Here is a 26,310-nt window from a genome sequence, read left to right on the forward strand (position 1 = left end):
CGGCCAAACGCCCCGGCCCGCGGCCGGTCACCACGAGTGGCTGCCGTACCACGAACCGGGAGTAACATCCGGCCCATGGCCCCCGTCACCACCCACCCCGGCGCCTGCCCGCTGGACTGCCCCGACACCTGCGTCTGGCAGCTCACCGTCTCCGACGGCGTCGCGGTCGGGCTGCGCGGCGACCGTGACCACCCGTTCACCAGGGGCGCGCTCTGCGGCAAGGTGAACCGCTACCTGGACGCGGTGAACGGGCCGGACCGGCTCACCACGCCCTGGGTCCGCACCGGCCCGAAGGGCGCGGGACGGGTCGCGTACCGGCCGGCGAGCTGGGACGAGGCCCTGGAGCGGGTGGCCGCCGGGCTGCGCGCCAGCATCGAACTCCACGGCCCGGAGTCGGTGCTGCCCTACTACTTCGCCGGCACGATGGGCCTGGTCCAGGGCTGGACCATGGGGCCCCGGCTCTTCGCCCACCTGGGCGCGTCCCGGCTGGACACCACCATCTGCACCGCCGCGGCGCGGGCGGCGCTGCGCTCACTGTACGGCGCCTCGGTCGGCTTCGAACCGGAGTCGATCGTCGAGGCGGAGCTGATCGTCCTCTGGGGCGCCAACCCGCTGGTAACCAACCTGCACCTGTGGCCGTTCGTGCAGCAGGCCCGCGAGCGCGGCGCGTACGTGGTGACGATCGACCCGCTGCGCACCGACACGGCGGCCCGCAGCGACGAGCACGTCGCGCCGCTACCCGGCACCGACGCGGCGCTCGCGCTCGGGCTGATGCGCCACGTCCGCGACGCCGGGGCGGCCGACGAGGCGTGGCTGGCCGCGCACACCACCGGCTGGCCGGAACTGGCCGCCCGGCTCGACGACTGGCCGGTGGAGCGGGCCGCCGCCGAGTGCGGCCTGCCGCCCGAGGTGGTACGCCGCCTCGGCGAGCGGATCGCCACCACCCGGCCCACCGCGATCCGCGTCGGGCTGGGCCTGCAACGGCACCACGGCGCCGGGCAGGCGATCCGGGCCATCTGCGCGTTGCCGCTGGTCACCGGCGACTTCCGGTACCCCGGCGGCGGGGCGCTGGTGACCACCAGCGGCCACCACCGCATCGACAACGGTCCGGTGATCCGGCCCGCCGGCATGCCGGCCCCACCGGCCCGGACGCTGAACATGAGCCGGCTGGCCACCGTGCTCACCGGGGAGGCCGACCCGCCTGTCACCTCGCTCGTGGTGTTCAACGCCAACCCGGCGGCGACCGCGCCGGACCAGGCCCGGCTGCTCACCGGGCTGGGCCGCGCCGACCTGTTCACAGTTGTGCTGGAGCAGCGCTGGACCGACACCTGCGACTACGCCGACGTGGTGCTCCCGGCCACCATGCAGCCCGAGCACCTGGACCTGCAGACGTCCTACGGGCACCACTACACGACGCTGAACCTGCCGGTCACCCGCGCGCCGGGCGAGGCGCTGCCGAACACCGAGATCTTCCGGCGGATCGCCGCCGCGCTGGGCGTGGACCATCCGGCGTTCTCGGACAGCGACGAGGACCTGGCCCGGCAGTTGCTGGCCGGCGCGCCGATCACGTACGAGGAGCTGCGCGAACGCACGTACGCCCGGCTCACCGGCGTGCCGGTCGGTTCCGCGCCGTACGCCGCTGGTGGTTTCCCCACAGCGGACGGGCGGGCCCGGCTGCACGACCCGGCGCTCGCCGCGCTCGGGGTGGACCCGCTGCCCGGGTACACGCCACCGGCCGAGGCGGCCGACCCGGAACTGGCCCGCCGGTTCCCGCTGACGCTGCTCACCCCGGCCAACCGCTACCTGATGAACTCCACGTTCGCGTCGCTGCCCTGGCACACCCGCCGGGCCGGGCCGCCGCGGCTGCACCTGCACCCGGCCGACGCGGCGGCGCACGGGCTCGCCGACGGCGACGCGGTACGTGTGCACAACGACCGGGGCGCGTTCCTCGCCGCGGTGGCGGTGGACGAGGCGACCCGGCCGGGGTGCGCGTTCACGTACAAGGCGTACTGGGCGCGGCGCAGCCCGGGGCGTTCCACCGTCAACGCGGTCACCGGCGTCCGCGACACCGACCTGGGCGAGGCGCCGACGTTCCACGACTGCCGGGTGGCGGTCGAGCCGGTGCCGGCCGCCCTACTGACCGCCGAGCCGCCCCTGGACGAGGTCGCCGAGCCGGTAGCAGCTGGGTGATTCGGGACCTCCGGCCCCCTGACCTGGTCATTGCGCCCCTGCTCCTCCCCCGTCGCCGCGGCCTAGCGTCGGGGGCGGACACAGGGAGGTTCGCCATGCGTACGTGGCAGGTGCAGGACGTGATGACCAGGGACGTGGCGTCGGTACGGGAGGGCACGGCGTACCGGGAGATCGTCGACGTGCTGACCGACCGGCACGTCACGGCGGCGCCGGTGGTGGACGAGACCCGGCGGGTGCTCGGCGTGGTGTCCGAGGCGGACCTGATGTACAAGGTGGAGCTGCTGGGCCAGCCCCGGGAGCGGCGGATCCTGCCCGACCGGCACCGCCGCGAGGCGCAGGCGAAGGCCGGTGCGACGCTCGCCGCGGACCTGATGACCGCTCCGCCGGTCACGATCACCCCGGACGCCACGATCGTGGAGGCGGCCCGGATGATGGACACGCGCGGCGTGAAGCGGCTGCCGGTGGTCGACGACCTCGGCCGCCTGGTCGGCATCGTCACCCGCGGTGACCTGCTCAAGGTGCACCTGCGCCCGGACGCCGGCATCCGGCGCGACGTGGTCGAGGAGGTGCTGTGGCGCAGCCTCGGCGTCCGCGACGGCGTGGTCGACGTGACGGTGCAGCGGGGTGTGGTGACGCTGACCGGGCAGGTGGAGCGACGCTCCACGGCGCAGCTCGCGGTGCGGCTGGCCCGGCAGGTCAGCGGCGTGGTCGAGGTGGTCGACGCGCTCGGCTACGCGATCGACGACGCCCCGATGGCGGCCCTGCGCGTCGGCGTCGCCTGAGCCTGGCCGGCCCGCGTCGGTCCACCCGGCGCCCACCGGTGTCACTCCTGGGCGAGCGCGTCCAGCACCAGCGCGGCGGTCCAGCTGAACGCCGGTGAGCCGAGTCCGGCGCCGGTGTCCGGGTGGAAGTACTCGTGGCAGCCGGCCCGGTCGACCAGGTCGAGCAGCGACTCGCGCAGTCCGGCGGCCAGGTCGGCCCGTCGGTGGGTACGCAGACCCTGCCAGAGCAGCCAGCCGGTGTTGATCCAGCTCGGCCCGCGCCAGTAGCGCAGCGGCTCGAAGTCCGGGGCGGTGCGGTCGTACGTGGGCAGCGGCCGGTCCATCCGGGCGGCCAGCCCGAAACGCGGCGAGCACGCCTCGGCCAGCACCGCCGACACCTGCGCGGCGGGCAGTTCGGGCAGCGCCAGCGGCATCAGCCCGAGCACGGTACGGGCCGGCACGAGGCGGTCGGCGCGCACGTCGCGGGGACGGAACGTGCCGGTGACCGGGTCCCAGAGCCGGGTGACGATCGCCTCGGTGATCCGGGCCCCCCGGTCCCGGTGCGGCCCCGGGTCGGCGCCGATCACCGAGGCGATGCGCGCGAGGGCGTACTCGGAGACGCCGAGCGCGGCGTTCACCAGCGGGCACTCCACCAGGAACGGATGCCGCCCGAGCAGCCCCTCGTCCCGGTAGCGGCCGGCCCGGTACGACTCCACCAGCGCGACGTAGCGCGCGTAGTCCAGGTCGGTGGGGCGCTGCGCGGCGTCGGCGTGCGCGGTGTCGTGCCGGCGGTACGCGCGCATCACCGCCTCGTCGGCGGGCACCGCGGCCAGCGGCGCGTCCCAGGCCGGGCTGTTGTCCAGTCCGGACTCCCACGGGTGCACGATCGACGCCAACCCGCCGCCGCCCGCGTCGCGCCGCCCGGTCAGGTAGCGCTGCTGCGCGACGAGCCTCGGGTAGAGCCGGCGCAGCGCGGCCACCGACGCCTCGGAGGAGGCGCGGCGGTGCACCAGCCAGGCGGCCGGGGCGTGCACCGGCGGCTGGACGATGCCGGAGGTGGCGCGGGCCGGGGCGCCGTCGGCGCGGGCCGAGTCCCAGAACTGGGGCCCGGGGAAGTACGGCCCGGCACGGGAGGCGGGGTTGAACACGATGTGCGGCACCCGCCCGTCGATCCACTGCGCGGCGAACAGCGTCCGCAGCTCCCGCCAGGCCCGGTCGGGGCGGACGTGTGCCAGGCCGATCGCGATGAACGCCGAGTCCCAGCTCCACTGGTGCGGGTAGAGCGTGCGGGAGGGCACCGTGTGGTCGTGTTCCCAGTTGGCGTCCAGGGTGGCCAGCGCGAGGCGGCGCAGCCGGGCGTGACGGTCGGCGTCGGCGCGTACCCCGGTGGTCAGCGTCATGCGGCGGCCCGCCGGGGACGGGCCTGGGCCAGCGCGGTGGCGGCCTGGCGCAGCGCGGCGACCGGCTCGCCGCGCAGCCGGCACTCCAGCGCGAGCCAGCCGGTGTAGCCGATCGCGTCCAGCGTGGCCAGCAGCGCCGCCCAGTCCAGGTGCCCCGCGCCGGGCTGGTGCCGGTTGGAGTCGCTGACCTGCACGTGCCCGAGGTACGGCGCGGCGGCGCGCAGCGCGGCGTCCGGGTCGTCCTCCTCGATGTTCATGTGGTACGTGTCGGCAGCCACCCGCAGCGCCGGTGACCCGACCGCGCGGCACAGCTCGACAGCCTGGTCGAGCCGGTTGACCATGTGGTCCTCGTACCGGTTGAGCGGTTCCAGGAACACGGTGACCCCCTCGGCGCGGGCGTGCCCGGCCAGCTCGCCCAGGGCGTCGACGAGCACCCGCCGGTCGTCGTCGGCCGAGCGGGGTGGTTCGAACGGGGGCAGCCGGCGGGAGAACATGCCCCACGCGGCCGGGGTCATCGCGCCGACGCCGCCCAGCTCGGCGATCACCGAGAGCTGCGAGCGCAGGTTGTCCACCGCGTCGCGGGAGCGGCCCGGGTCGAAGTCGCCGACGAAGTGGTCCATCTCGACGCAGACGGTCGGCATGACCACGCCGGCGGCGCGGGCGCGGCGCAGCTCCGGCAGCCGCCCGGCCAGCGCGAGGTCACCCCGGCCGCGCAGCTCGATGCCCTGGTAGCCGAGGGAGACGGCGAGGGCGTACTTCCCGATCAGGTCGGCGCCGGGGAGCAACTGCTCCTGGCAGGCGAGCGGAATGTCCATCAGAACCTCAGCACCACTTGGAGGACGTCACCGTCACCGCGGTCGAGCAACGCCAGCGCGTCGGCCACCGCGCCCGCGTCGACGACGTGGCTCACCAGCGGCAGCGGGTCGACGCTGCCCTCGGCCACCAGGTCCATGAACGTGTCCGCGATCCGGGTCCCGGACCACCGGCCGGCCGTACCGGGCGCCGGGTCCGGCCCGGAGACCTGGGCGGCCACCAGCTGGATCCGGTTGTGGTGGAACTCCTCGCCGAGTTCCAGCCCGTGGGCGTACCCCTGGTAGAAGCCGGCCGCGACGACGCGGCCGGCGTGGGCGGTGGCCCGGATCGCCTCGTGCAGCGCCGGGTACGACCCGGACAGCTCCAGGCAGACGTCCGCGCCCCGGCCGCCGCTCTCGGCGCGCAGCGCGGCGGCGGGCGACTCGGCGGCGGCGTCGACCGTCCGGCGGGCGCCGAGCCCGGTGGCGTGCGCGAGCCGCCCGGGCATCCGGTCGACGGCGACCACGCGGGCGCCGGAGAGCACCGCGAGGCGCGTGCCGAGCAGCCCGATCACGCCCTGCCCGAAGACGCCCACCCAGTCGCCCAGGTGCAGGTCACCGGCGAGCACCGCGGTCAGCGCGATGGCGCCGGGGCGGGCGAAGACGGCGGCGAGCGGGTCGATGCCGGGCGGCAGCGGATGCGCCGCCGCCGCGGGCAGCACCGCTTCGGCGCGGTGCCCCCAGATGCCCCAGACGAGCTGGCCCGGCCGCCGCCCGGCGACGTCGGGGGCGACCTCGACGATCTCGCCGACCTCCTCGTAACCGAAACCCACCACCGGGTACGCGGACCCGGCCTGGCGGGGCACGAACATGCGGGCGCCGGCGTCCCAGTCCTTGCGCAGTCGCGGGTTGCTGCCCCGGTAGAGCGTCAGCTCGGTGCCGGCGGAGATGCCCGAGTAGTGGGTGCGGACGCGGACCTGGCCCGGACCGAGCCGGTCCGCGGGGCAGGGCTCCAGGCGTACGTGCCGGGGCCCGGCCAGAGAGACAACCCAGTTGCTCATGGCGTCGCTCCGAAGAAAGTGCCGGCCTCGATTCTAACCCAAAAAATGGGCATATGTGATTACATTGACGAATCGATGGGTATTAGCGGCAGGCCGTACTCTTTCGAGAGGAGTGCCACCGATGTCATCACCCTCCACACGGCGGCTCGCAATCAGCCTGATCCTGGCACTGGCCGGGACCGGCGTGGCCGCATGCAGCGACGACGGGCAGAAATCCGACAGTTCCCGGATCACCGTCTGGAGCCTGGAAGACGTGGCGGACCGGGTCGCCGCCACCAAGGCGATCATCGCCGACTACACCGCCAGGACCGGCGTCAAGGTCAACCTCGTCACCGTCAACGAGGACCAGTTCCCGTCCCTGATCGCCTCCAGCGCCGCCGCCGGTGACCTGCCCGACGTGGTCGGCTCGGTCTCGCTCGCCGGGGTGCGCACGCTGTCCGCGAACGAGCTGGTGGACGCCGACGCCAACGGCGCCGTCGTCGAACGGCTCGGCCGGGACACGTTCACCCCGCGCGCGCTGGAACTCACCAGCGACGGCGGCACGCAGCTCGCCGTACCGAGCGACGGGTGGGGCCAGCTGCTCGTCTACCGCAAGGACCTGTTCGACGCCGCCGGCCTGCCGGCGCCCGACACGTACGAGAGGATCGCCGCCGCCGCGGCGAAGCTGAACACCGGCGGCGTCGCCGGCATCACCGCGGCGACCGCCCCCGGTGACGTGTTCACCCAGCAGACGTTCGAGCACCTGGCGCTGGCGAACAACTGCCGGCTCACCGACGACTCCGGCAAGGTCGTTCTCGACTCCCCCGAGTGCGTCGAGGCGTTCCGCTTCTACGGCGACCTGATGCGCAACAACTCGGTCAAGGGCGCCCAGGACGTCGACACCACCCGGGCCACCTACTTCGCCGGCAAGGCGGCCATGCTGATCTGGTCGCCGTTCATCCTCGACGAGCTGGCCGGGCTGCGCGCCGACGCCCGTCCCACCTGCCCGCAGTGCCAGTCCGACCCGGCGTGGCTGGCCAAGAACAGCGGGTTCGTCACCGCGATCAAGGGCCCGAACGGCACCGAGCCCGCCCAGTACGGCGAGGTCAGCTCCTGGTCGGTGCTCGACGGCGCGGCCGACCCGGCGAAGTCGTTCGTGGAGTACATGCTCTCCGACGGCTACCCGCGCTGGTTCGGCATGTCCCCCGAGGGGCGCTTCCCGGTGCGCACCGGCACGCCGGAGGACAAGCAGAAGTTCCGCACCGCCTGGAACACCAGCCCGGCCGGCGTGGACACCAAGAAGCCACTGTCCGAGGTCTACGGCGAGGACGTGCTCGCCACCCTGCGGCGCAGCCCCGACACGTTCCAGCGCTGGGGCCTGACCGAGAACCAGGGCAAGCTCGTCGGCGCCATCCTGGGTGAACTACCAGTGCCCAAGGCGCTCGCCGACGTCGTCGGCGGCAAGTCCGACGCCCGCGCCGCCGCCGAACGCGCCCGCAAGGACGTCGAGGCGATAGCCAAGGGCGTCAATTGACCACCACCGCGCCGGAGGCCGGCCGCTCCCCCACCCCGGAGCGGTCCCGCCGACCCGGCCGGCGCCCGCTGACGCTGCGCCGCCGCGAGTCCCGCGCCGGGCTCGCGCTGGTCGCCCCGACCCTGCTCGTCGTGCTCGCGGTGATCGGCATACCCATCGTCTGGACGGTGGTGCTGGCCTTCCAGCGGGTACGCCTGGCGACGCTGCGCAAGACCGGCCTGTTCGGCGAGCTGACACTGGACAACATCGACCGGGTGCTGCACACCCCCGGGTTCGCCGACACGCTCTGGACCACAGTGCTCTACAGCGTCGGCGGCACCGCCGGCTCGATAGTGGTGGGCCTGGTGGCGGCGCTGGCCGTACGCGGGCCGTTCCGGGGCCGCACGCTGGTCCGCGCGTCGATGCTGCTGCCGTACGTGGCGCCGGTGGTCGCCATGACGTTCGTCTGGCAGGTGATGCTGGACCCGCAGCTCGGCATCGTCAACGACTGGGGCAAGCGCTTCCTCGGCTGGGATCAGCCGGTGCCGTTCCTGTCGCAGGAGTCCACCGCGCTGTGGACGGTGATCGCGTTCGAGGCGTGGCGCTACTTCCCGTTCGCGTTCCTGTTCCTGCTCGCGCGGCTCCAGGCGGTGCCCGGTGAGCTGGAGGAGGCCGCCCGGGTCGACGGAGCCACACCCACCCAGCGGTTCCGGCACATCCTGCTGCCGCAGCTCATGCCGGTGATCGCGCTGATCGGCGTGCTGCGGTTCATCATGACGTTCAACAAGTTCGACGACGTCTACCTGCTCACCGGCGGCTCGGCCGGCACCGAGGTGGTGAGCGTCCGCGTCTACCAGTTCCTCACCGCCCGTACCGACATCGGCGCGGCCGCCGCCCAGGCCGTCGTGCTCGCCGTGGTGCTGCTCGTGTTCGTGGCGATCTACCTGCGCTTCTTCGGCGCGCGACGGGAGGCGTGATGGACCGGGACCGGATCGAGACGGTCAGCCTGCGCTGGCTGCGCCGGCTGGTGATCGCCGGGTTCCTGGTGGTCACGCTGCTGCCGTTCTGGTACATGCTGGTGCTGTCGGTACGCCCGATCGAACGCCTGCTGCTCGACCCCGGCTCGCTGTGGGTGCCGTTCGGCGAGCTGACCGTCGCCACGTACGCGGAGGTGCTGAAGTCCGTCTCCGACGGCGGCCAGGGCTTCCTCACGTTCATCCGCAACAGCGGCCTGGTGGCGCTCGCCGCCACCGCGCTCACCCTGGTGATCGCCATTCCCGGCGCGTACGCGGTGTCCCGCCTGCGGTTCTTCGGCCGACGCCAGGTCAGCGCGCTGTTCCTGGCGGTCTACCTGTTCCCGTCGATAGTCATCGCGATCCCGCTGTTCGTGGTCTTCACCCGGGCCGGGCTGCGCGGGTCGCTGACCGGCCTGGTGCTCGTCTACATCTCGCAGACCCTGCCGGTGTCGGTCTACATGCTGAAGAACTACTTCGAGACCATCCCGGTCAGCCTCGAGGAGTCGGCGGCGATCGACGGCGCCGGCCGGCTCGGCATCATCCGCCGGGTCAGCCTGCCGCTCGCCGCGCCGTCGGTGATGGCCGTCGCGCTGTACGACTTCATGATCGCCTGGAACGAGTACCTGTTCGCGCTGCTGTTCCTGGTCGACCGGCCCGACCGGTGGACCGTGTCGCTGGGGCTGTCGCTGCTCGCCGACGGCGTGGAGGTGCCCAAGACCGTGCTGATGGCCGGCTCGGTCATCCTCACGCTGCCGATCGTGGTGCTGTTCTTCGCCGGGGAGCGAATGCTCACCGAGGGACTCACCAGCGGGGCCGAGAAGGGCTGAGCGTCCGTGCCAGGATGATCGGGTGCGAGCATCACGGGAGGACCGACCGGCCGGCACCCGACTGGCCCGGCTGCTCACCGAGGCGCTCGCCCCGACCGTCCTGGTCACCGCGCTGCCGCTGATCGCCGCCGCCCGGGTCAGCCGCTCGGCGGGCCAGTTCCTGCTCTGGGGCGGCATCGCGCTCACGTTCTGCGCCGTCATCCCGATCGGCGTGCTCGTCCACGGCGTACGCCGGGGGCGGCTCACCGACCGGCACGTCGGCGACCGCACCCAGCGGGCCCGGCCGCTGTCGATCGGGCTGGCCTCGGTCGCGGCCGGGTTGCTGCTGCTGGCGGCGGTCCGCGCGCCCGCCGAACTGTTCGCCGTGATCGTGGTGGTCTTCGTGGTCGGCGCGGCGTGCGCGCTGGTGAACCACTGGTGGAAGCTGAGCATCCACGCGGCGGTCGCCGCCGCCACCGTCGCCGTGCTGGTGCCGCTGGCCGGGCCGGCGGCGAACCTCGGCTGGGCGCTCGTCGCGGCGGTCGGCTGGTCCCGGGTACGGCTGGTCGACCACACCTGGCCGCAGGTGCTGGCCGGCGTCGCGCTCGGCGGACCGCTGGCCGCCGGCACGTTCCTGGCGCTCGCCTGACCCGCCGCCACAAGATCAGCTACGGTGGCCTCATGGGCAAGCCGACCCGCTGGGTGACCGACACGAAGCCCGGCCACTCGCAGTGGTACGTGGACCGCTTCCGCCAGCTCGCCGCCGAAGGCGCCGACCTGTCCGGTGAGGCGCGGCTGCTCGACGCGCTCGTACCGCCGGGCGCGCGCGTGCTGGACGCCGGCTGCGGCACCGGCCGGGTCGCCGCCGCGCTCGCCGCACGCGGGCACGACGCCGTCGGCGTGGACGCCGACCCGACACTCGTCGAGGCGGCCCGCGCCGACCACCCCGGCCCCCGCTTCCTGGTCGCCGACCTGGCCGAGCTGGACCTGGCCGCGCAGGGTGAGGCCGAGCCGTTCGACGCCGCCGTGCTCGCCGGCAACGTGATGGTCTTCGTCGCCCCCGGCACCGAACGCGACGTGCTGGCCCGCGTCGCCGCCCACGTGCGCCCGGACGGCCTGGTGGTGGTCGGTTTCGCGACCGACCGGGGCTACCCGGTCGGCGACCTGGACGCCGACGCGGTGGCCGCCGGACTGCGCCCCGAGCACCGTTTCGCCACCTGGGACCTGCGCCCCTGGCGCGACGACGCCGACTTCGCGGTGAGCGTGCTGCGCCGCCCCGCCGACTGACCCTTCTCCTGCCGACCAGGGCTCACGCGGGTGCGGCGACAGTGCGGGCGGCCTCCGGGTCGAGCGGGCTGCCCGCCGGCAGGAGGTCCACCAGGCCCGCCGGCAGCCGCGCCGGACGCACCCCGGCGTAGCCGAGCATGCCCGGCACGTCCGCGCCGGTCAGCGCGTACCGCCGCCCCAGGTCGGTGACCACGCAGACCGTGCCGCCGGTCGCGCCCGGCGCGGACACCGCCTCCACCAGCGCGCCACGTCCCGGCTCCACCACCACCTCGTCGGCGAGCCCGGCCCGGCCGCCGGGCGTCCGCGTGGCGGCGGCGAGGTCCGGCGCGGTGACGCCGACGCGGATCTCGCGTACGCCGGCGTCGTCCCCGGCCCGCGCGCAGATCGCACCGCTCTCGGCGGCGGCCAGCCGGGGCGGTACGGCGGGCGGCGCGGTCGGCCCGCCGGGCACCAGACCGGGCAGCTTCGGCAGCGCGGCGAACCGGCCGAGCGTGATCGGTTCGGGCTCCCCCTGGCCGGTGCGGGCCAGCAGCAGCGCCGCCTGCAACTCGGTGATGCCGGCCAGCCCGCCGCGCTGCGCCACCGCGTACTGCCGCCCGCCACCGGAGTTGCGCACCAGGTACACGTCACCCACGCTCGCGCCGGTGACCCGCTCGGACGGCTCACCGAGGTCACCGACCGGTGGCGGGACCAGGTCGGCACCGGCCGGCAGCGTGTTGAGCAGCGCCGCCGCGACCGGCACCGCCCGTTCCCGCGTGGCGGCCAGCGCGGCGAGCACCCGGTCGGTGTCGCGCAGCAGGTAGCGCCGGTCGTGCCAGAGCAGGTGCAGGCCGCCGTCCGGGTGCCGTGCCAGCAGCCCCTGGTCGCCGAGCGCCCGGCCGCCGGTGGCCTGCCGCCCGATCAGCAGCACCGACCGGGCCGCGCCGCGCCCGGTCTCGCCCTCATCCGTGGAGCAGAGCGTCCACGCGTCGCGGACGAGCCGGTTCGGCGCGGGCAGCGAGTCCGGCGCGTCGGCGATGCCCAGCGGCAGACCGCGCGGCACCCCCTCGATGGCGCGGCGGCCGACCAGCACCGTCTTCGGCTGCTCCGCCCCGATGATCAGCAGCGCGGAGGCGTAGTTCAACACCGGGTGCAGCTTCTCGTCGCGGTAGACGAACCGTGCGCCCGACTCCTTCTCCACGATCACCGCGCCGGTCTCGCGCCACGAGTCACCGCCGCCGGTGAACAGGCCGTAGAGGGCGACGCCGCCGAGCGCGATCGCGGCGACCAGGACGCTGGCCAGACCGGCGCCGGCCAGCCGGCGGAACGGGGACTGCGGCGGGTCCGTCTCCCGCATGACGAGCGCGGCGACCGCCCGCTGGACGGTGAACTGGTACGAGTGCAGCTGGTCCTGCCGCGACGCCATCGTGTCCCTTCCCGCCGGGATGGTCGGCGCACAGGATAAGCGCTCCGTCGATGCCCCGGCGACCCTGCGTGTCCCTCACCGGCCCGGACCCCACCACCTCCCCGAGCTGGAGTCGATCAAGGCGGCCAGGACCACCCCACCCGGAATGGATACCCCCGGGGGTGTGTTACACATGCAGAACCCGAATCAACGGAGGCACTGATGGCCAGCGTGGCGTTGACCACCACCGACTTCGCGGAGACCGTCCACCGGGACGGCATCGTCCTGGTCGACTTCTGGGCCGCCTGGTGCGGTCCCTGCCGGGCGTTCGCGCCGGTCTACGAGAAGGCCAGCGAGCAGCACCCGGACATCGTCTTCGGCAAGGTCGACACCGAGGCGGAGCCCACCCTCGCGGCGGCCGCCCAGATCCGGTCGATCCCGACGCTCATGGCGTTCCGGGACGGCGTGCTGGTGTTCGCCCAGCCGGGCGCTCTGCCGACGGCGGGGCTGGAGGAGCTGATCCGGGCCGTGCGTGACCTCGACATGAACGAGGTCCGGGCCCAGGCCGGCGTCTGATCGGGGTGGCGACAGTGGTACCCCCTGGGGTATGTTCGAGCGCAGGAGGTGGGACGTGAATCTTCGACCCGAGATGACCAGCGAGGCGCTGACCCGGCTGAAGCGCGCCCGGGGGCAGCTCAACGCCGTCATCGAGATGATGGAGAACGGCGAGGACTGCCGCGCCGCGTTGACCCAGCTCGCCGCGGTCTCCAAGGCCATCGACCGGGCCGGCTTCAAGATCATCGCTTCCGGCATGCGCTACTGCGACGCCGCCCGCCAGGCCGGCGAGGAGCCGGAGATGACCGAGGAGGAGCTGGAGAAGCTCTTCCTGTCCCTGGCCTGACGGCGCCCGACCGACCGACTGAGTCCCGCCCGCCCGACCGGCTGAGCCCCGCCCGCGCCGTGTGACCACGGCGCGGGTGGGTAAACCACTGCCCGGAGAACCCGGGCCGCAGACTGTCCCACACATACCCCCCGGGGTATATAGGCAATGAGAGGAAACGACATGACTCTCGACGTGTCCGTCATCGCGACCTCCTCGCTCGGCGACCGCAGCTACCTGGCCTCCGACGGCCGGGTGGCGATCGTGGTCGACCCGCAGCGCGACATCGACCGCATCCTCTACCTGGCCGGCGCCAAGGGCGTACGGATCACCCACGTGGTGGAGACGCACATCCACAACGACTACGTCTCCGGCGGCCTGGAGCTGGCCCGGATCACCGGCGCGCAGTACCTCGTGGCCGCCGCCGACACCGTCGAGTTCGACCGCACGCCGGTCTCCGACGGCGACACCGTGCCGGTCTCGGACACCATGCGGCTGCGGGTGCTCGGCACCCCGGGCCACACGTTCCACCACCTGTCGTACGTGCTCGACGAGCGCGACGGCGACTGGACGCCGGCCGGCGTGTTCACCGGCGGCTCGCTGCTGTTCGGCACCACCGGCCGCACCGACCTGCTGGGCCAGCAGTACGCGCACGAGCTGGCGCACCACCAGCACGCCTCCGCGCGCAAGCTGGCCGACCTGCTGCCCGACGGCGCGCAGGTGTGGCCCACGCACGGCTTCGGCAGCTTCTGCTCGGCCAGCCAGGCCGACGCCCCCGAGTCGACGATCGGCCGGGAGAAGCAGGCCAACCCGGTGCTGCGGCTGGCCGCCGACCAGTTCGTCACCGAGACGCTGGCCGGGCTGGACGCCTACCCGGCGTACTACGCCCACATGGGCGTGGCGAACGCCGCCGGTCCCGCCCCGGTGGACCTCACGCCGGTGGCCCGCGCCGACGCCGACGAGCTGCGCCGTCGCATCGCCGCCGGCGAGTGGGTGGTCGACCTGCGCCACCGAAAGGCGTACGCGGCCTCGCACCTGGCCGGCACGGTCAGCCTCGGCCTGGACGGGCCGATGTCGACATGGCTCGGCTGGCTGATCGACTGGGGCGTGCCGATCACGTTCCTGGCGCAGACCCCGGAGCAGGTCGCCGACGCCCAGCGGGAGCTGGTCCGCATCGGCATCGACCGCCCGGCCGCCCAGGCCACCGGCGAGCCCGAGCAGTGGACCGGCGACCCGTCGCAGCTGCGCGAGATGGCCGTGGCCGACTTCGACGCGCTGGCCGCCGCGCAGGCCGGGAAGACGCCGGCCGGGCTGCCCGAGCCGCAGGTCGTCCTCGACGTGCGGATGACAGGCGAGTGGACGGCCGGGCACATCGACGGCGCGGTCCACGTGCCGCTGCCGGACGTGCCGAAGCGGCTCGCCGACATCCCCGCCGGGACGGTCTGGGTGCACTGCGGCTCCGGCTACCGGGCCACCGCCGCCGCGTCCCTGCTCGCCAACGCCGGCCGCGACGTGGTGCTGATCGACGACTCGTACGGCCGGGCCGAGGCGGCCGGCGTACGCATGGCGCCCAGCGCCTGACCTCTCCCCGAGCGCCCGGCCGGCGTGCCCCTGCGCCGGCCGGCGTTCGACCCTGCCCGAAAACACCCGCTGGAGGAGACAGAGCATGACCACGACCACCCCCACCACCATCGACGCGGCGACGCTGCGCGAACTGATCGCCGCCGGCCGTACGCCCCGGATGCTCGACGTGCGCACGCCCGGTGAGTTCGAGGCGGCGCACATCCCCGGCGCGTACAACGTGCCGCTGGACCTGCTCCGGGAGCACCGCGCGGAGCTGCGCAGCCACCTGGACGAGGACGTGGTGCTGATCTGCCGCTCCGGCGTCCGGGCCGGCCAGGCCGGTCAGGCGCTCGGCACCGTCGGCCTGCCCAACGTCAAGGTGCTCGACGGCGGCATGCTGGCCTGGCAGGCCACGAACGCGCCGGTCAACCAGGGCCGGGCCCGCTGGGACCTGGAGCGCCAGGTACGTCTCGTCGCCGGCTCGATCGTGCTCGCCGCGATCCTCGGGTCGGTGTTCGTGCCGGGCCTGAAGTGGGTCGCCGCGTTCATCGGCGCGGGCCTCACGTTCGCCGCGCTCACAAACACCTGCGCCATGGGCATGCTGCTGAGCAAGCTGCCGTACAACCGGGGCGCGAGCTGCGACCTGGACACGATCGTGGGGCAGCTGCGCGACGGGAGCCGCAGGTGACCACCCTCGCGCTGACGCTGGCCGGCGCGGTGCTGATCGGCGTGACGCTGGGTCTGCTCGGCGGCGGCGGTTCGATCCTCGCCGTGCCGCTGCTGGTCTACGTCGCCGACCTGCCCGCGAAGGAGGCCATCGCCACCTCGCTGCTCGTCGTCGGCGTGACCAGCGCGGTGGGCGTGCTGCCGCACGCCCGCGCGAACCGGGTCCGCTGGCGCACCGGGCTCATCTTCGGCGTGGCCGGCATGACCGGCGCGTACGCGGGCGGCCGGCTGGCCGAGTTCGTGCCGGCGAGCGTCCTGCTCACCGGGTTCGCGCTGATGATGCTGGCCACCGCGGTCGCGATGCTCCGGGGCCGCCGGTCCACCGAGGGCCGGTCGAAGCCGCACGAGCTGCCGATGCTGCGGGTGGTCGGGGACGGCGTGGTCGTCGGGCTGGTCACCGGCCTGGTCGGCGCGGGCGGCGGCTTCCTGGTCGTACCGGCTCTGGCCCTGCTGGGCGGGTTGCCGATGCCGGTGGCGGTCGGCACCTCGCTGGTCGTCATCGCGCTGAAGTCGTTCGCCGGCCTGGCCGGCTACCTGTCCAGCGTGCAGATCCACTGGGGGCTGGCCGGCGCGGTCACCGCCGCCGCGGTCGTCGGCAGCCTGCTCGGTGGCCGGCTCGCCGGGCGGATCCCGGCCGACGTGCTGCGTCGCGGCTTCGGCTGGTTCGTCGTGGTGATGGGCGTGTTCGTGCTCGCCCAGCAGCTGCCGCTGATCTGGGGACTCACCGTGGGAGCGCTTGCCGCGGCCGGTACGGTCACCATGGCGGTGTGGGCCCGCCGTGGAAGGGGACACAGTGGACAGCAGCACCTGGGACAGCCGGTACGCCGACACGCCCGGGCTGGTGTGGAGCGCTGAGCCCAACCGTTTCGTGGTCGAGTCGGTCGCCGGGCTGACTCCTGGGTCGGCGCTGGACATCGCGGCCGGCGAGGGACGCAACGCGGTCTGGCTGGCCGGTCAGGGCTGGCGGGTGAACGCGGTGGACTTCTCCACGGTGGCCGTCGAGCGGGGGCGGCAGATGGCCGCCGCGCGGGGCGTGACGGTCGACTGGCGGGTAGCGGACGTGACCGCGTACCGGCCGGTGCCGAACAGCTACGACCTGGTGCTGATCAGCTACCTGCACCTGCCCGCCGCCGAGTTCGCCGGCGTGCTCGCGGCGGCGAAGTCCGCGCTGCGCCCCGGCGGCACGCTCGTGGTGGTCGGGCACGACCTGGCCAACCTCACCGGTGGCACCGGCGGCCCGCAGGACCCCGCCGTCCTGCTCACGCCCGAGGCGGTGGTCGACGGGCTGGCCGGGCTGCGGGTCCAGCGCGCCGAGACCACCCGCCGGCCGGTCCCGACGAGCGACGGCGGCGCCGTGGACGCGCTGGACACGGTCGTGGTGGCCACCCGCCCCGCCGACTGAGCGCCACGCGCCGTGGTTTCGCCGGGCCGGGCCGGCACCGGCCGGTAGCATCCGGGGACGGATCGGCGGAGAGGACACCGGGTGGGCGCGCGCTTCGAGGAACTGGCCTGGCGGGAGACGCCGATCGGCGAGATCAGCCTGCGGCGGCGGCGCGACCCGGCGCTGGGCGCCGAGGTGTACGAGGTGAAGCTCGATGACGAGTACCTCATGTCCAGCGCCTTCCCGGTGGCGGAGATCGAGCTGGCCCGGCTCGGACTGGCCGCGCTGACCGGCACGGAGCTGGACGTGGTGGTCGGCGGGCTCGGCCTCGGCTACACGGCACGGACCGCGCTGGAGGATCCCCGGGTGCGTTCGCTGCTCGTGGTCGAGGCGATCGAGGACGTGATCGACTGGCACCGCCGGGACCTGCTGCCGTTCACCGCCGGGCTGGCCACCGATCCGCGTACCCGGTTCGTCCGGGCGGATTTCTTCGCCGCGGTCGCCGACGGCGGTTTCGACCCGGACGAGCCGGGCCGCCGCTTCCACGCGGTGCTGCTGGACGTGGACCACTCCCCCCGTCAGGTGCTGCACCCGAGCCACGCCGCGTTCTACACGGTCGACGGGCTGCGCCGGCTGGCCGCGCTGCTGCACCCGGACGGGGTCTTCGCGCTCTGGTCGAACGACCCGCCGGACCCGGAGTTCCAGCGCACGCTCACCGCTGTGTTCCCGACCTCGGTGGCGCACGTCGTCCGGTTCCCGAACCCGTTGCAGGGCCGGGAGGCGGCGAACACCGTGTACGTGGCCCGGCACTGATCCACCGGGCCACGCATGGCCGTAGGGCCAGCGGGAAAGCGGGCGGCCGACCGTACGACGGGAGGCTGGGACATGCGTGCGTTGCTCTGGGTGGTCGGCGTGGTCGCCGGTGTGATCATCCTGCTCGGGCTGCTGCTGGAGGCGGTCCGCTGGCTCGTCATCATCGGCGTGATCGCGCTCGCCGCGGTGATCATCGTCGGCATCGTGAAGGGCCGGCGGGTGGTGCACCAGCATTCGACACGCCGGCACTGACCTGCGCAGGTGTGACCTACCCGGCAACCTACGTTAGCGTAGGTTACCGCCCGGTCACGTTAGGCTGGGGTCGTCATCCGCGCGACGAGGAGTAACGGCGATGGACGCGACCGCCCAGCGACCCTGGACCCGTAGCTACGCGCCGGGGGTACCGGCCGAGATCGCCGAGCCGGACGGCTCGCTCGTCGACCTGCTCACCGAGGCGGCCGGGCGGTTCGGGCCCCGGGTCGCGCTCGACTTCTACGGCGCCACCACCACGTTCACCGAGCTGGCCGACCAGGTGTCCCGCGCCGCCGAGGCGCTGCGCCGCCTCGGCGTCGGCCCGGGCGACCGGGTGGCGCTGGTGCTGCCGAACTGCCCGCAGCACGTGGTCGCCTTCTACGCCGTGCTGCGGCTCGGCGCGGTCGTGGTCGAGCACAACCCGCTCTACACCGCCGACGAGCTGGACCGGCAGCTCACCGACCACGGCGCAGGCGTCGCGATCGTGTGGGACAAGGTCGCGCCGCTGGTGGCGGGACGCGGCGCCGTGCGTACCGTGGTGGCGGTCGACCTGACCGCGGCGCTGCCGCGGCTCAAGCGGTGGGCGCTGCGGGCGCCGCTGCCGAAGGTCCGCGCCGCCCGCGCCGCGATGACCGCCCCCGCGCCGGGCGCCCTGGCCTGGTCGGACCTGGTCGCCGCGGCCGGGCCGCTGCCCGCCGGGCATCCCGCGCCGGAGGCCGGCGACGTGGCGTTGCTCCAGTACACCGGCGGCACCACCGGCGAGCCCAAGGGCGCGGTGCTGACCCACCGCAACCTGCGCGCCAACGCCGCGCAGGGCCGGGCCTGGGTTCCCGGCCTGCGCGACGGCGAGGAGACCGTGTACGCGGTGCTGCCGCTGTTCCACGCATACGGGCTGACGCTCTGCCTCACCTTCGCCGTCAGCATCGGGGCCACCCTGGTGCTGTTCCCCCGCTTCGACGCCGACCAGGTGCTCGACGCGGTCCGCCGCCGCCCGCCGACGTTCCTGCCCGCGGTGCCGCCGGTCTACGCGAAGCTCGCCACCGCCGCCCGCGAACGCGCCGTCGACCTCACCTCCATCCGGTACGCGATCTCCGGCGCGATGTCGCTGCCACCGGCCACCGTGGAGCTGTGGGAGCAGGTGACCGGCGGCCTGCTGGTCGAGGGGTACGGGATGACCGAGACGTCCCCGATCACCGTCGGCAACCCGGTCGCGCCGACCCGCCGGCCCGGCACCGTCGGCGTGCCGTTCCCCTCCACCGACGTGCGCATCGTCGACCCGGAGGACCCGAGCCGCGACCGCGCCCCGGGCGAGGCCGGTGAGCTGCTGGTCCGCGGCCCGCAGGTGTTCTCCGGCTACTGGCACCGGCCGGAGGAGACGGCGAAGGTGCTGCTGCCCGGCGGCTGGATGCGCACCGGCGACATCGTCACCATGGACGCCGACGGCTTCGTCACGGTGGTCGACCGGATCAAGGAGCTGATCATCACCGGCGGCTTCAACGTCTACCCGTCCGAGGTGGAGGAGGCGTTGCGCCGCGTCCCCGGCGTACGCGAGGCCGCCGCCGTGGGCATGCCCACCGACGACGGCGAGGAGGTCGTCGCCGCGGTGGTGGTCGACCCGGCGGTGGCCGCCACGCCGGAGGCGATCCGGACGTCGTGCCGCACCCACCTGGCCGGGTACAAGGTGCCGCGCCGGGTCGTGATCGTCGACGAGCTGCCGTACTCCCAGATCGGCAAGATCCTGCGCCGCGAGGTCCGCGAACGGCTGCTCGCCGCCCGCTGACGCAGTCCCCCAGGGCCCGCGGACGGCGAGTGGAACGCCATGGGTGTCAAACGGGGCCGAAGACACCCACAGCGTTCCACCGACGGCCGGACGTGTCGGTGCCGGCGCCTACGCTGTGGCGATGGTCGACAGACGTCAGGTGCTGGCCTTCCGCGTGCGCGCCCAGCAGCTCGACCGGGCGCAGGGCTCGCTCGCCGACACCGCCGTGCTCGACATCGGCGTGCAGGACACCGGCCCCGACGGCGGCCGCTGGGCGCTGGCGACGCGCGGGGTCGACGTGACCTCGCTGACCGGTGACGACGTGGTCATGCTCTGGACCGTACGCGGCGCCCCGCACCTCTACCGCCGCGCCGACGTGGGCGCGGTGGCCACGGCGGTCGAGCCGTTCTCCGACGCCGACGCGGGCAAGCGCATCTACGACGCGGCGAAGCCGTTGAAGGCCGCGGGCATCGGCATCGTCGCCGCGCTCGACGAGGTGGCCGCGCGGATGCGGGAGATCGTCCGCACGCCGACGGTCAAGGGCGAGGTCTCCGGGCGGCTCGCCGAGGTGATGCCCGAGCCCTACCTGCGGCACTGCCGGCCGTGCGACGCGATCCACCTCTACGAGATGCCGTTCCGGCTCGCCGCCGTACGCGCCGGGCTGGAGCTGCGCCTCGACACGTCGCCGCCGGTCCTGGAACGCATCCGTGGGTTCCGTCCGGCCGCCGCGCCCGGCGACCGGTTCGAGCTCATCCGCGCCTACCTGCGGCTGCTCGGCCCGGCCACCCCGAAGCATGTCGCCGACTACCTCGACGCCCCGGTCAAGGAGGTCAAGGCCCGCTGGCCGGGCGACGCGGTCGAGGTGAGCGTCGACGGTGAGACGCGCTGGCTGCTCGCCGCCGACGAGGCGGCGCTGACGTCGGCCGAGGTGAGCACGACCCGCCTGCTCGGCCCGTTCGACCTGTTCCTCCAGGCGAAGGACCGGGCGACGCTCGTGCCGGACGCGGCCCGCGCCAAGGATTTGTGGCCGGTGCTGGGCCGCCCTGGCGCCGTGCTGGCCGACGGGGAGCTGGCCGGCACGTGGCGGCCCCGCAAGTCCGGCCGGTCGTTCACCGTCGCGGTCCAGCCGTGGCGAAAGCTCCCCGGCAGCACCCGCGACGCGGTCGTCGCCGAGGCCGAGCGCCTCGCCGCGTACCGGGGCGTGCCGCTCGCGGGTGTCGACTTCGCCGCGTGATGGCATCATGATCGCGTGATCGTCTGGCTCAACGGCGCGTTCGGTGCCGGCAAGACGACCACCGCGCGGCTGCTCACGGAGTCGCTTCCGGACGCGCGGCTGTTCGACCCGGAGTTCCTCGGCTCGATGCTCACCGCGTTCGTCACCCCGCCGACCGGCGACTTCCAGGACCTGCCCCTGTGGCGTCACCTCGTCGTGCAGACGGTCACCGGCCTGGACCGGCACCACCCGGGCATCTGGATCGTGCCGATGAGCCTGCTCGTCCCGGCGTACCGCGCGGAGATCCTCGGCGGCATCCGCGCCGCGGGCGTCGACGTCCGCGAGGTCGTGCTCACGCTCCCCGAGGACCGGTTGCGGGCCCGGATCGACGCCGACCAGGTCGAGTCCGGCGCGTGCGGCTGGCGGCACGACCACGTCGCCCGGGCGCTGGACACGTTCGCGTCGGTGACCGACGCCGAGCTGATCGACGCCACCGTCCCGCCCGAGCAGGTGGCCGACGCCGTCGCCGCGCACGTCACGGGCGCAGCCTGATCGTGGGAGGATGCTCGGCATGCCGGATCGCGCGTTGAGCTTCGGGGCGGCGGCGCAGGCGTACGAGCGATTCCGGCCCGGCTACCCCGAGGAGCTTGCCGACCTGGTGCTGGCGTACGCGGACCGGCCGGTCCGGACCGCCCTGGAGATCGGCGCCGGGACCGGCAAGGCCACCCGGCTGTTCGCGCGGCGCGGCATCGCGGTCACCGCCACCGACCCGGATTCCGCGATGCTCGCCGAACTGCGCCGGCACGTCCCGGCCGGGGTGCGGGTCCGGCAGGCCGCGTTCGAGCAGTTGCGCGCCGGCGAGGGCCACGACCTGGTGTACGCGGCGGCGGCGCTGCACTGGACCGACCCGGACCGACGGTGGGAGCGGATCGCCGGGCTGCTCGCGTCCGACGGTGTGTTCGCCTCGTTCGGCGGGCCGCTGCGGCTGGCCGACCCGGCCCTGCGCGACGCGGTGGCCGCGGCCCGAGCCGAGTTCATCGCCGACGACGAGATCCCGTCGCCGGACGGGACGCCGCCGGAGGCCGGCATGCAGTGGCCCGGCACCGAGCTGCACGCCTCCGAGTGGTTCACCGACGTACGCCAGTCGGAGATCGCGCGGCGGATCACGATGAGTGCCGACGACTTCGTCGGTCTCCTGTCGACCGTCTCGGCCTATCTCGAACTGCCGCCACCCGTACGTGAGCAGGTGTTCCACCGCGTACGCGAGGTGCTGCCCGGCGCGGTCGAGGTCACCGCCGACATCACGGTCCACCTGGCCCGGCGGACGTCGCAGCCCTGATCAACCGGCACCGGGTGATCCCTTGACGGCACCCTGGCGCGAGTCGGCCCGCCACGGGGCCCCTTCGCCGCCGTCGGCACGCGGAGGCGTCCTGGCACCGCGCCGGACGACAACCCGAAGATCTACGCGGACGAGGGAACTTCCTGACACACCTGACCGACTACTCGATCGGGACACGGCAGCCGGGCAGCCCACGGCTCGACGGGCACGAGCCACCCCGAACCAAAAGCCGATATTTTCGATCGGAGTAGTCGATGTCCGTCACCGAACTGTCCGGCGATCCCGCGCCGGACACCTCCACCGCCGCGCCGGCCGCTCGGCCGGGCCGCCAGCCCACGCCGTTCGCCGCGCTGCTGACCCGGCTTCATTTCTACGCCGGCATCCTGGTTGCCCCGTTCCTGCTGGTCGCCGCCCTGACCGGCCTGGCGTACACCATCACCCCGCAGCTGGACCAGGCCCTCTACGGCGACCGGCTGACCGTGGCCACCGTCGGTGACCAGCCGAAGACCCTCGCCCAACAGGTCACCGCCGCGCGGGCGGCGCACCCCGACGGCACCATCGCCGCCGTGGTGCCCGGCACCGGCGACCGGACCACCCAGGTGGTGTTCTCGCTCGAGGAACTCGGCGACAAGCAGCACACCGTCTATGTCGACCCGTACACCGGCGAGGTCACCGGGCAGCTCACCACCTGGTTCGGCTCCACCCCCGCCACCACCTGGCTCGACGACCTGCACCGCAACCTGCACCTCGGCGAGGTCGGCCGGCACTACTCCGAGATCGCCGCCAGCTGGTTGTGGGTCCTCGTGCTCGGCGGCGTCATCCTGTGGTGGCGCCGCCGCAGCGCCACCCGCGCCCGGACGACACACCTGCTCATACCGGACCTGACCGCCCGCAAGGGAGTTCGCCGTACCCGGGGCTGGCACGCCACCACCGGTGTCTGGCTCGCGGTCGGCCTGCTGTTCCTCTCCGCCACCGGCCTGACCTGGTCCCGGTACGCCGGCGCGAACTTCAGCACCGGCCTGGACACCCTGCGCGCCGGCACTCCGGAACTCTCCACCACCGTCGACGGCGTGGCCCCGCCCGCGGGCGGCGGTGAGCATCAGCACGGTGGCGCGGCGACCGGCACGGCGGACAATCCGGCGTCCTACGACAATGTGCTGGCCTCCGCGCGCAGCGCCGGACTCTCGGGACCGGTGGAGATCAGCCCCGCCGCGGAGCCCGGCCTGGCCTGGACCGTCGCCCAGGTCGACAACGCCTGGCCGGTCGCGAAGGATCGAATCGCCGTCGAGCCCACCACCGGCGCGGTCACCGCCCGCAGCGACTTCGCCGACTGGCCGCTCCTCGCGCAGCTCAGCAGCCTCGGCATCCAAGCCCACATGGGAATCCTGTTCGGGCCGATCAACCAGATCCTGCTCGCGGCGCTCGCTCTCGGTCTGCTCTGCGTCATCGTCTGGGGCTACCGCATGTGGTGGCAGCGCCGCCCCACCCGCGCCGGCCGTCGCGCCCCGCTCGGCTCACCGCCCGCCCGAGGTGGCCTCCGCGGGCTCCCGTGGTGGGCGCTGCTGCTCGGCGTACCGGTCACCCTGGCACTCGGCTGGGCACTGCCCTGGTTCGGCGTCACCCTGCTCGGCTTCCTCGTCGTCGATCTCGTCCTCGGCCTGCTCACGCGTCGGCGCCGCCGGCCCCTACCCGTCTCACCCGCGCCGGCCGGCAGCTGACCCCGGCGGCTATCCGGCCGTCACCGCCTCGGAGAGACCGGACAGCCGCCGTGAACCCTCAGTCGCGGATCCGCACGGCGCCTCGCCCCTCCTGATCAGCATGTCGTCGGGAGGGGCCGGACGGATCACGGCGAGGCGGGATCAGGACACCAGGTAGGCAGTCAGCCGGTCGGCGAGCGGGCCCGGGCGGCTGAGCGCTACCGCGTGGCCGCCGTCGATCTCGTCCGGCACCACGCCGAGCCGGTCGGCGGCCACCCGGCGCTGGAAGTCGGCGGGAAAGAACCGGTCGTCGCGGCCGATGAGCACCCTCGTCGGCACGGCCGGCCAGGCGGCGAGCGGCCACGGCTCGTCCCACTCCGCGCTGACCTGCTCCCGCGCGTGCGCGGGCGCCTCGGCGACGATCCCGGCCGGCACGCCGTTGTAGAACTGCTGTTCCTCGCTGAGCCCGTCCGGCTCGCGGTAGCCGGTGTTGCTCCACCAGTCCCCCGGCTTCTCGCCGGGCCGCGGAATCATCGGGGTGAGCAGGACCAGGAGGCGCACCGGCAGCCGGTCGGCGACCAGCGGTGCGGTGAACGCGCCGTACGAGTGCCCGACCACTACGAGGTCGTCCCGGTTGCCGACGGCCTCGATCACCGCCTGGTGGAAATCGGCGAACCCCGCCGACCTGTCTCCGATCGGCAGCTCCGGCACCACCGCGTCGTGACCCCGGGCGGCCAGCTCGGGAACCAGCAGGTGCCAGTCCCACGCGCTGCCCCCGCCGCCGTGGATGAGCACGAACGTCGTCATGCCCGGACCCTCCCACACCGGTACGACAAGCCGTGACTGTCAGTGCGGATACGCCCGGGGCACGCGGGCGGCCCGCAGCTCGTCGCGGAACGCCTCGATGCGGGTGATGACCTGGCGCCGCCCGATCGTGTTCTCGATCCGGTCGAGGTAGAGACAGCGGGCGGCGAGCCGGGGCAGGTCGACCGAGAAGTAGATCGCCATCAGGGGGTTGACGAACAGGTCGCCGTCGCCGGTGCGCCGACTGAACCGTACGTCTCCGAACGCGCCACCGGTGGCGGCGGCGATCTGCCCCTGGACGATGCTCGGCCGGTGCGGGGTGGCGGCCTGGGCCTGCGCGACCGCCTCTCGGTAGAGCACCGCCTCACGGCTGGAGCCGGGAATGGACAGCGCGCCGAGGTAGCCGCCCTCCCGGTCGAGGGCGGCCAGGTTCTCCAGCACCTCGACGTGGTTGACGCCGTCGTGCGCGTCGATGCCGAAACCGAGGCTGCTCACCAACCGGATCGGCACGTCCAGCCCGGCCACGGCGGCCAGGCTGGTGATGTCCTCCACCGGGGTGCCCAGGCCGCTCTCGTCGCCGCGCAACAGGATGTCGGTGCCGCCGTCGACGAGCACGATCGCGTCGACGTCGAGCCGGTCGACCAGGTGCCGGTACGCCTCGCGCAGCGCCTGCACGCCCAGCGGCGGGAAGGCGTACACGGTCGACGGCAGGTCCCGGCCCGCCAGCCAGCGGGCCAGGTGCCCCTCCGGGAAGTACCAGTCGGGGCTGAGGGTGTCCGGCCGGATCGCCGCGACGTGCTCGTCCACCCACACCTGCCGGTCGAGCAGTTCCAGCTCCGAGAAGGAGAGGCTGGCCAGGTGCACCCGCTTGCCGGCCTGCCACAGGGCCAGGGCCAGCGGCAGGCCGGCGTAGACGTCGAAGCCGCCACCGGCGCCGGCGATCAGGACGTCGTTCGCCGGAGCCAGTGCGGCGAACAACGGCGGAACGGCCAACGTGTACGCGGCGGTGTCGGTCACCAGATGATGATCTCCGCTCGCGTGCGGGCTCGCTGCCCCGTGGCCGGCCGGTCGAGGGCCGCGATCCGCTCGTTCAGGCCGGGCGGCCGAACGTGACCGCCTCCCGGACCAGCTCCGGCGCGTTCTCCACCAGTTGCGCGTCCGGCCGCGCGCCGAGCGCGTCGTTCACTGTGGAGAAGGCAAGCCGGAACGCGATCAGCGTGGTGGCCTCGAAGATCTCCCGGTCGTTCAGGCCGGCGTCGCGCAGGCGTTGGGTGTCGGCCTCGGTGGTGGCGTTCGGGTCCGTCACGACCCGGCGGGACCAGTCGGCCAGCGCCGTCTCCCGCTCGGACAGGGCCGCCTCGTCGCCGCGCAGCACCGCGGCGGCGGTCTCCTCGTCGCTCATCCCGGCCAGCCGGACGCCCCAGGCCAGCGAGCAGTACGAGTCGCCCCGCGCGGCTGCGGTGGCGGAGACCAGCACCGCCACCTCACGCGCGGACAGCGTGGACGCGGACAGCAGTTCGGCGCGCGTGTTCTGGAACGACATCAGCACGTCGGGTCGCCAGCACCAGACGCGGGTGAGGTTGTTGACGTAGCCGTCGGAGGAGAGGTCCTCCTCGTACGCGGCTTTCGCCGCCGGGCTCTGCGGCGGTTCGGGGAGGAAGGCGGCGCTCATGCGGGCAGTCTGCGCCACCCGGG

General features: G+C 73.9%; 27 protein-coding genes. 20 read left to right on the forward strand and 7 right to left on the reverse strand.

The window, feature by feature from the left end; translation table 11 throughout:
• The first annotated feature begins 75 nt into the window (after positions 1-75).
• Positions 76-2,190, forward strand: coding sequence for a molybdopterin-dependent oxidoreductase (locus tag O7542_RS12230; RefSeq protein WP_281606239.1), 2,115 nt, complete (start codon positions 76-78; stop codon positions 2,188-2,190).
• A 95-nt stretch (positions 2,191-2,285) separates the two neighbouring features.
• The gene (locus O7542_RS12235) at positions 2,286-2,972 is read left to right on the forward strand and encodes a CBS domain-containing protein (protein WP_281606240.1); all 687 of its coding nucleotides are present in this window, start codon (positions 2,286-2,288) and stop codon (positions 2,970-2,972) included.
• A 41-nt stretch (positions 2,973-3,013) separates the two neighbouring features.
• Here the strand turns inward: O7542_RS12235 and O7542_RS12240 are convergent, their stop codons facing one another.
• The 3 genes from O7542_RS12240 to O7542_RS12250 are packed head-to-tail and all read right to left on the reverse strand — an operon-like array spanning position 3,014 to position 6,203.
• Positions 3,014-4,351, reverse strand: a complete 1,338-nt coding sequence (locus tag O7542_RS12240) for a hypothetical protein (protein ID WP_187692454.1) — start codon at positions 4,349-4,351, stop codon at positions 3,014-3,016.
• Positions 4,348-5,166, reverse strand: coding sequence for a sugar phosphate isomerase/epimerase family protein (locus O7542_RS12245; protein ID WP_069088189.1), 819 nt, complete (start codon positions 5,164-5,166; stop codon positions 4,348-4,350). Before O7542_RS12245 ends, O7542_RS12240 begins: the two co-directional genes overlap by 4 nt.
• Positions 5,166-6,203, reverse strand: a complete 1,038-nt coding sequence (locus O7542_RS12250) for a zinc-binding dehydrogenase (RefSeq protein ID WP_064446194.1) — start codon at positions 6,201-6,203, stop codon at positions 5,166-5,168. The genes O7542_RS12245 and O7542_RS12250 overlap by 1 nt, the downstream gene beginning before the upstream one ends.
• Before the next feature lie 121 nt (positions 6,204-6,324).
• Here O7542_RS12250 and O7542_RS12255 point away from each other — a divergent pair, with 121 nt between their 5' ends.
• Genes O7542_RS12255 through O7542_RS12275 form a run of 5 tightly spaced genes read left to right on the forward strand, consistent with a single transcriptional unit; the run spans position 6,325 to position 10,804 of the window.
• Positions 6,325-7,716 (forward strand): extracellular solute-binding protein, encoded by a 1,392-nt coding sequence (locus O7542_RS12255; protein WP_043324652.1) that lies wholly within the window; start codon positions 6,325-6,327, stop codon positions 7,714-7,716.
• Positions 7,713-8,672, forward strand: a complete 960-nt coding sequence (locus O7542_RS12260) for a sugar ABC transporter permease (protein WP_113973852.1) — start codon at positions 7,713-7,715, stop codon at positions 8,670-8,672. Before O7542_RS12255 ends, O7542_RS12260 begins: the two co-directional genes overlap by 4 nt.
• Positions 8,672-9,538 (forward strand): carbohydrate ABC transporter permease, encoded by an 867-nt coding sequence (locus O7542_RS12265; protein WP_043330209.1) that lies wholly within the window; start codon positions 8,672-8,674, stop codon positions 9,536-9,538. Before O7542_RS12260 ends, O7542_RS12265 begins: the two co-directional genes overlap by 1 nt.
• Positions 9,539-9,560: 22 nt before the next feature.
• Positions 9,561-10,166 (forward strand): phosphoesterase PA-phosphatase, encoded by a 606-nt coding sequence (locus O7542_RS12270; RefSeq protein ID WP_069088186.1) that lies wholly within the window; start codon positions 9,561-9,563, stop codon positions 10,164-10,166.
• 32 nt (positions 10,167-10,198) lie between these two features.
• Entirely contained in the window at positions 10,199-10,804 is a 606-nt protein-coding gene (locus O7542_RS12275) for a class I SAM-dependent methyltransferase (protein WP_043324656.1), read from the forward strand.
• A 22-nt stretch (positions 10,805-10,826) separates the two neighbouring features.
• On the opposite strand, the gene eccB is transcribed toward O7542_RS12275, so the two are convergent.
• On the reverse strand, positions 10,827-12,209 hold the full coding sequence (eccB, locus tag O7542_RS12280; RefSeq protein WP_210886679.1) for a type VII secretion protein EccB: 1,383 nt from the start codon (positions 12,207-12,209) through the stop codon (positions 10,827-10,829).
• Between the two features lie 201 nt (positions 12,210-12,410).
• Here eccB and trxA point away from each other — a divergent pair, with 201 nt between their 5' ends.
• The 13 genes from trxA (at position 12,411) to O7542_RS12345 (ending at position 23,832) form a co-directional block, all read left to right on the forward strand.
• Entirely contained in the window at positions 12,411-12,764 is a 354-nt protein-coding gene (gene trxA, locus O7542_RS12285) for a thioredoxin (RefSeq protein ID WP_043324658.1), read from the forward strand.
• Positions 12,765-12,819: 55 nt separating this feature from the next.
• Positions 12,820-13,089 carry a metal-sensitive transcriptional regulator gene (locus O7542_RS12290; protein ID WP_281606241.1) on the forward strand — a complete coding sequence of 90 codons (270 nt, stop codon included), beginning with the start codon at positions 12,820-12,822 and terminating at the stop codon, positions 13,087-13,089.
• Positions 13,090-13,251: 162 nt separating this feature from the next.
• Positions 13,252-14,649 carry an MBL fold metallo-hydrolase gene (locus O7542_RS12295; protein ID WP_210871235.1) on the forward strand — a complete coding sequence of 466 codons (1,398 nt, stop codon included), beginning with the start codon at positions 13,252-13,254 and terminating at the stop codon, positions 14,647-14,649.
• Between the two features lie 85 nt (positions 14,650-14,734).
• The gene (locus O7542_RS12300; protein ID WP_064446201.1) at positions 14,735-15,319 is read left to right on the forward strand and encodes a rhodanese-like domain-containing protein; all 585 of its coding nucleotides are present in this window, start codon (positions 14,735-14,737) and stop codon (positions 15,317-15,319) included.
• The gene (locus tag O7542_RS12305) at positions 15,316-16,212 is read left to right on the forward strand and encodes a sulfite exporter TauE/SafE family protein (RefSeq protein WP_043324662.1); all 897 of its coding nucleotides are present in this window, start codon (positions 15,316-15,318) and stop codon (positions 16,210-16,212) included. Before O7542_RS12300 ends, O7542_RS12305 begins: the two co-directional genes overlap by 4 nt.
• Positions 16,151-16,759: a class I SAM-dependent methyltransferase gene (locus O7542_RS12310; protein ID WP_043324663.1), complete on the forward strand. Its 609-nt coding sequence runs from the start codon at positions 16,151-16,153 to the stop codon at positions 16,757-16,759. Before O7542_RS12305 ends, O7542_RS12310 begins: the two co-directional genes overlap by 62 nt.
• An 81-nt stretch (positions 16,760-16,840) precedes the next feature.
• Complete coding sequence (locus O7542_RS12315) at positions 16,841-17,551, forward strand: spermidine synthase (protein ID WP_043324664.1); 711 nt, start codon at positions 16,841-16,843, stop codon at positions 17,549-17,551.
• A gap of 72 nt (positions 17,552-17,623) precedes the next feature.
• Positions 17,624-17,803 carry a hypothetical protein gene (locus tag O7542_RS12320; protein WP_043324665.1) on the forward strand — a complete coding sequence of 60 codons (180 nt, stop codon included), beginning with the start codon at positions 17,624-17,626 and terminating at the stop codon, positions 17,801-17,803.
• Between the two features lie 100 nt (positions 17,804-17,903).
• Positions 17,904-19,583 carry a long-chain-fatty-acid--CoA ligase gene (locus O7542_RS12325; protein ID WP_069088182.1) on the forward strand — a complete coding sequence of 560 codons (1,680 nt, stop codon included), beginning with the start codon at positions 17,904-17,906 and terminating at the stop codon, positions 19,581-19,583.
• Positions 19,584-19,704: 121 nt separating this feature from the next.
• A complete protein-coding gene (locus tag O7542_RS12330; protein ID WP_281606242.1) occupies positions 19,705-20,796 on the forward strand; it encodes a winged helix DNA-binding domain-containing protein in 1,092 nt (363 codons plus the stop codon).
• A gap of 15 nt (positions 20,797-20,811) precedes the next feature.
• A complete protein-coding gene (locus O7542_RS12335) occupies positions 20,812-21,327 on the forward strand; it encodes an AAA family ATPase (RefSeq protein WP_281606243.1) in 516 nt (171 codons plus the stop codon).
• 19 nt (positions 21,328-21,346) lie between these two features.
• On the forward strand, positions 21,347-22,114 hold the full coding sequence (locus tag O7542_RS12340) for a class I SAM-dependent methyltransferase (protein WP_281606244.1): 768 nt from the start codon (positions 21,347-21,349) through the stop codon (positions 22,112-22,114).
• Between the two features lie 254 nt (positions 22,115-22,368).
• Positions 22,369-23,832 carry a PepSY domain-containing protein gene (locus O7542_RS12345; RefSeq protein WP_281606245.1) on the forward strand — a complete coding sequence of 488 codons (1,464 nt, stop codon included), beginning with the start codon at positions 22,369-22,371 and terminating at the stop codon, positions 23,830-23,832.
• A 141-nt stretch (positions 23,833-23,973) separates the two neighbouring features.
• Here O7542_RS12345 and O7542_RS12350 read toward each other — a convergent pair whose 3' ends face one another.
• From O7542_RS12350 to O7542_RS12360, 3 genes are all read right to left on the reverse strand, one after another.
• Positions 23,974-24,618, reverse strand: coding sequence for an alpha/beta hydrolase (locus O7542_RS12350; RefSeq protein WP_281606246.1), 645 nt, complete (start codon positions 24,616-24,618; stop codon positions 23,974-23,976).
• Positions 24,619-24,657: 39 nt separating this feature from the next.
• Positions 24,658-25,632, reverse strand: a complete 975-nt coding sequence (locus O7542_RS12355) for a DUF1152 domain-containing protein (protein ID WP_281606247.1) — start codon at positions 25,630-25,632, stop codon at positions 24,658-24,660.
• Positions 25,633-25,705: 73 nt separating this feature from the next.
• Complete coding sequence (locus O7542_RS12360) at positions 25,706-26,287, reverse strand: hypothetical protein (RefSeq protein WP_233514744.1); 582 nt, start codon at positions 26,285-26,287, stop codon at positions 25,706-25,708.
• Positions 26,288-26,310 lie beyond the last annotated feature (23 nt).

Origin of the sequence: Micromonospora sp. WMMC264 (genome assembly GCF_027497275.1) — a bacterium.
Classification (GTDB): Bacteria; Actinomycetota; Actinomycetes; order Mycobacteriales; family Micromonosporaceae; genus Micromonospora; species Micromonospora chalcea.

Bases quoted from the DNA above. Each gene is read 5' to 3' on its own strand.
- O7542_RS12230 (WP_281606239.1), top strand. From the start codon at position 76: ATGGCCCCCGTCACCACCCACCCCGGCGCCTGCCCGCTGGACTGCCCC.
- O7542_RS12235 (WP_281606240.1), top strand. From the start codon at position 2,286: ATGCGTACGTGGCAGGTGCAGGACGTGATGACCAGGGACGTGGCGTCG.
- O7542_RS12240 (WP_187692454.1), bottom strand. From the start codon at position 4,351: ATGACGCTGACCACCGGGGTACGCGCCGACGCCGACCGTCACGCCCGG.
- O7542_RS12245 (WP_069088189.1), bottom strand. From the start codon at position 5,166: ATGGACATTCCGCTCGCCTGCCAGGAGCAGTTGCTCCCCGGCGCCGAC.
- O7542_RS12250 (WP_064446194.1), bottom strand. From the start codon at position 6,203: ATGAGCAACTGGGTTGTCTCTCTGGCCGGGCCCCGGCACGTACGCCTG.
- O7542_RS12255 (WP_043324652.1), top strand. From the start codon at position 6,325: ATGTCATCACCCTCCACACGGCGGCTCGCAATCAGCCTGATCCTGGCA.
- O7542_RS12265 (WP_043330209.1), top strand. From the start codon at position 8,672: ATGGACCGGGACCGGATCGAGACGGTCAGCCTGCGCTGGCTGCGCCGG.
- O7542_RS12275 (WP_043324656.1), top strand. From the start codon at position 10,199: ATGGGCAAGCCGACCCGCTGGGTGACCGACACGAAGCCCGGCCACTCG.
- eccB (WP_210886679.1), bottom strand. From the start codon at position 12,209: ATGGCGTCGCGGCAGGACCAGCTGCACTCGTACCAGTTCACCGTCCAG.
- trxA (WP_043324658.1), top strand. From the start codon at position 12,411: ATGGCCAGCGTGGCGTTGACCACCACCGACTTCGCGGAGACCGTCCAC.
- O7542_RS12295 (WP_210871235.1), top strand. From the start codon at position 13,252: ATGACTCTCGACGTGTCCGTCATCGCGACCTCCTCGCTCGGCGACCGC.
- O7542_RS12300 (WP_064446201.1), top strand. From the start codon at position 14,735: ATGACCACGACCACCCCCACCACCATCGACGCGGCGACGCTGCGCGAA.
- O7542_RS12320 (WP_043324665.1), top strand. From the start codon at position 17,624: ATGCGTGCGTTGCTCTGGGTGGTCGGCGTGGTCGCCGGTGTGATCATC.
- O7542_RS12325 (WP_069088182.1), top strand. From the start codon at position 17,904: ATGGACGCGACCGCCCAGCGACCCTGGACCCGTAGCTACGCGCCGGGG.
- O7542_RS12330 (WP_281606242.1), top strand. From the start codon at position 19,705: ATGGTCGACAGACGTCAGGTGCTGGCCTTCCGCGTGCGCGCCCAGCAG.
- O7542_RS12340 (WP_281606244.1), top strand. From the start codon at position 21,347: ATGCCGGATCGCGCGTTGAGCTTCGGGGCGGCGGCGCAGGCGTACGAG.
- O7542_RS12345 (WP_281606245.1), top strand. From the start codon at position 22,369: ATGTCCGTCACCGAACTGTCCGGCGATCCCGCGCCGGACACCTCCACC.
- O7542_RS12350 (WP_281606246.1), bottom strand. From the start codon at position 24,618: ATGACGACGTTCGTGCTCATCCACGGCGGCGGGGGCAGCGCGTGGGAC.
- O7542_RS12360 (WP_233514744.1), bottom strand. From the start codon at position 26,287: ATGAGCGCCGCCTTCCTCCCCGAACCGCCGCAGAGCCCGGCGGCGAAA.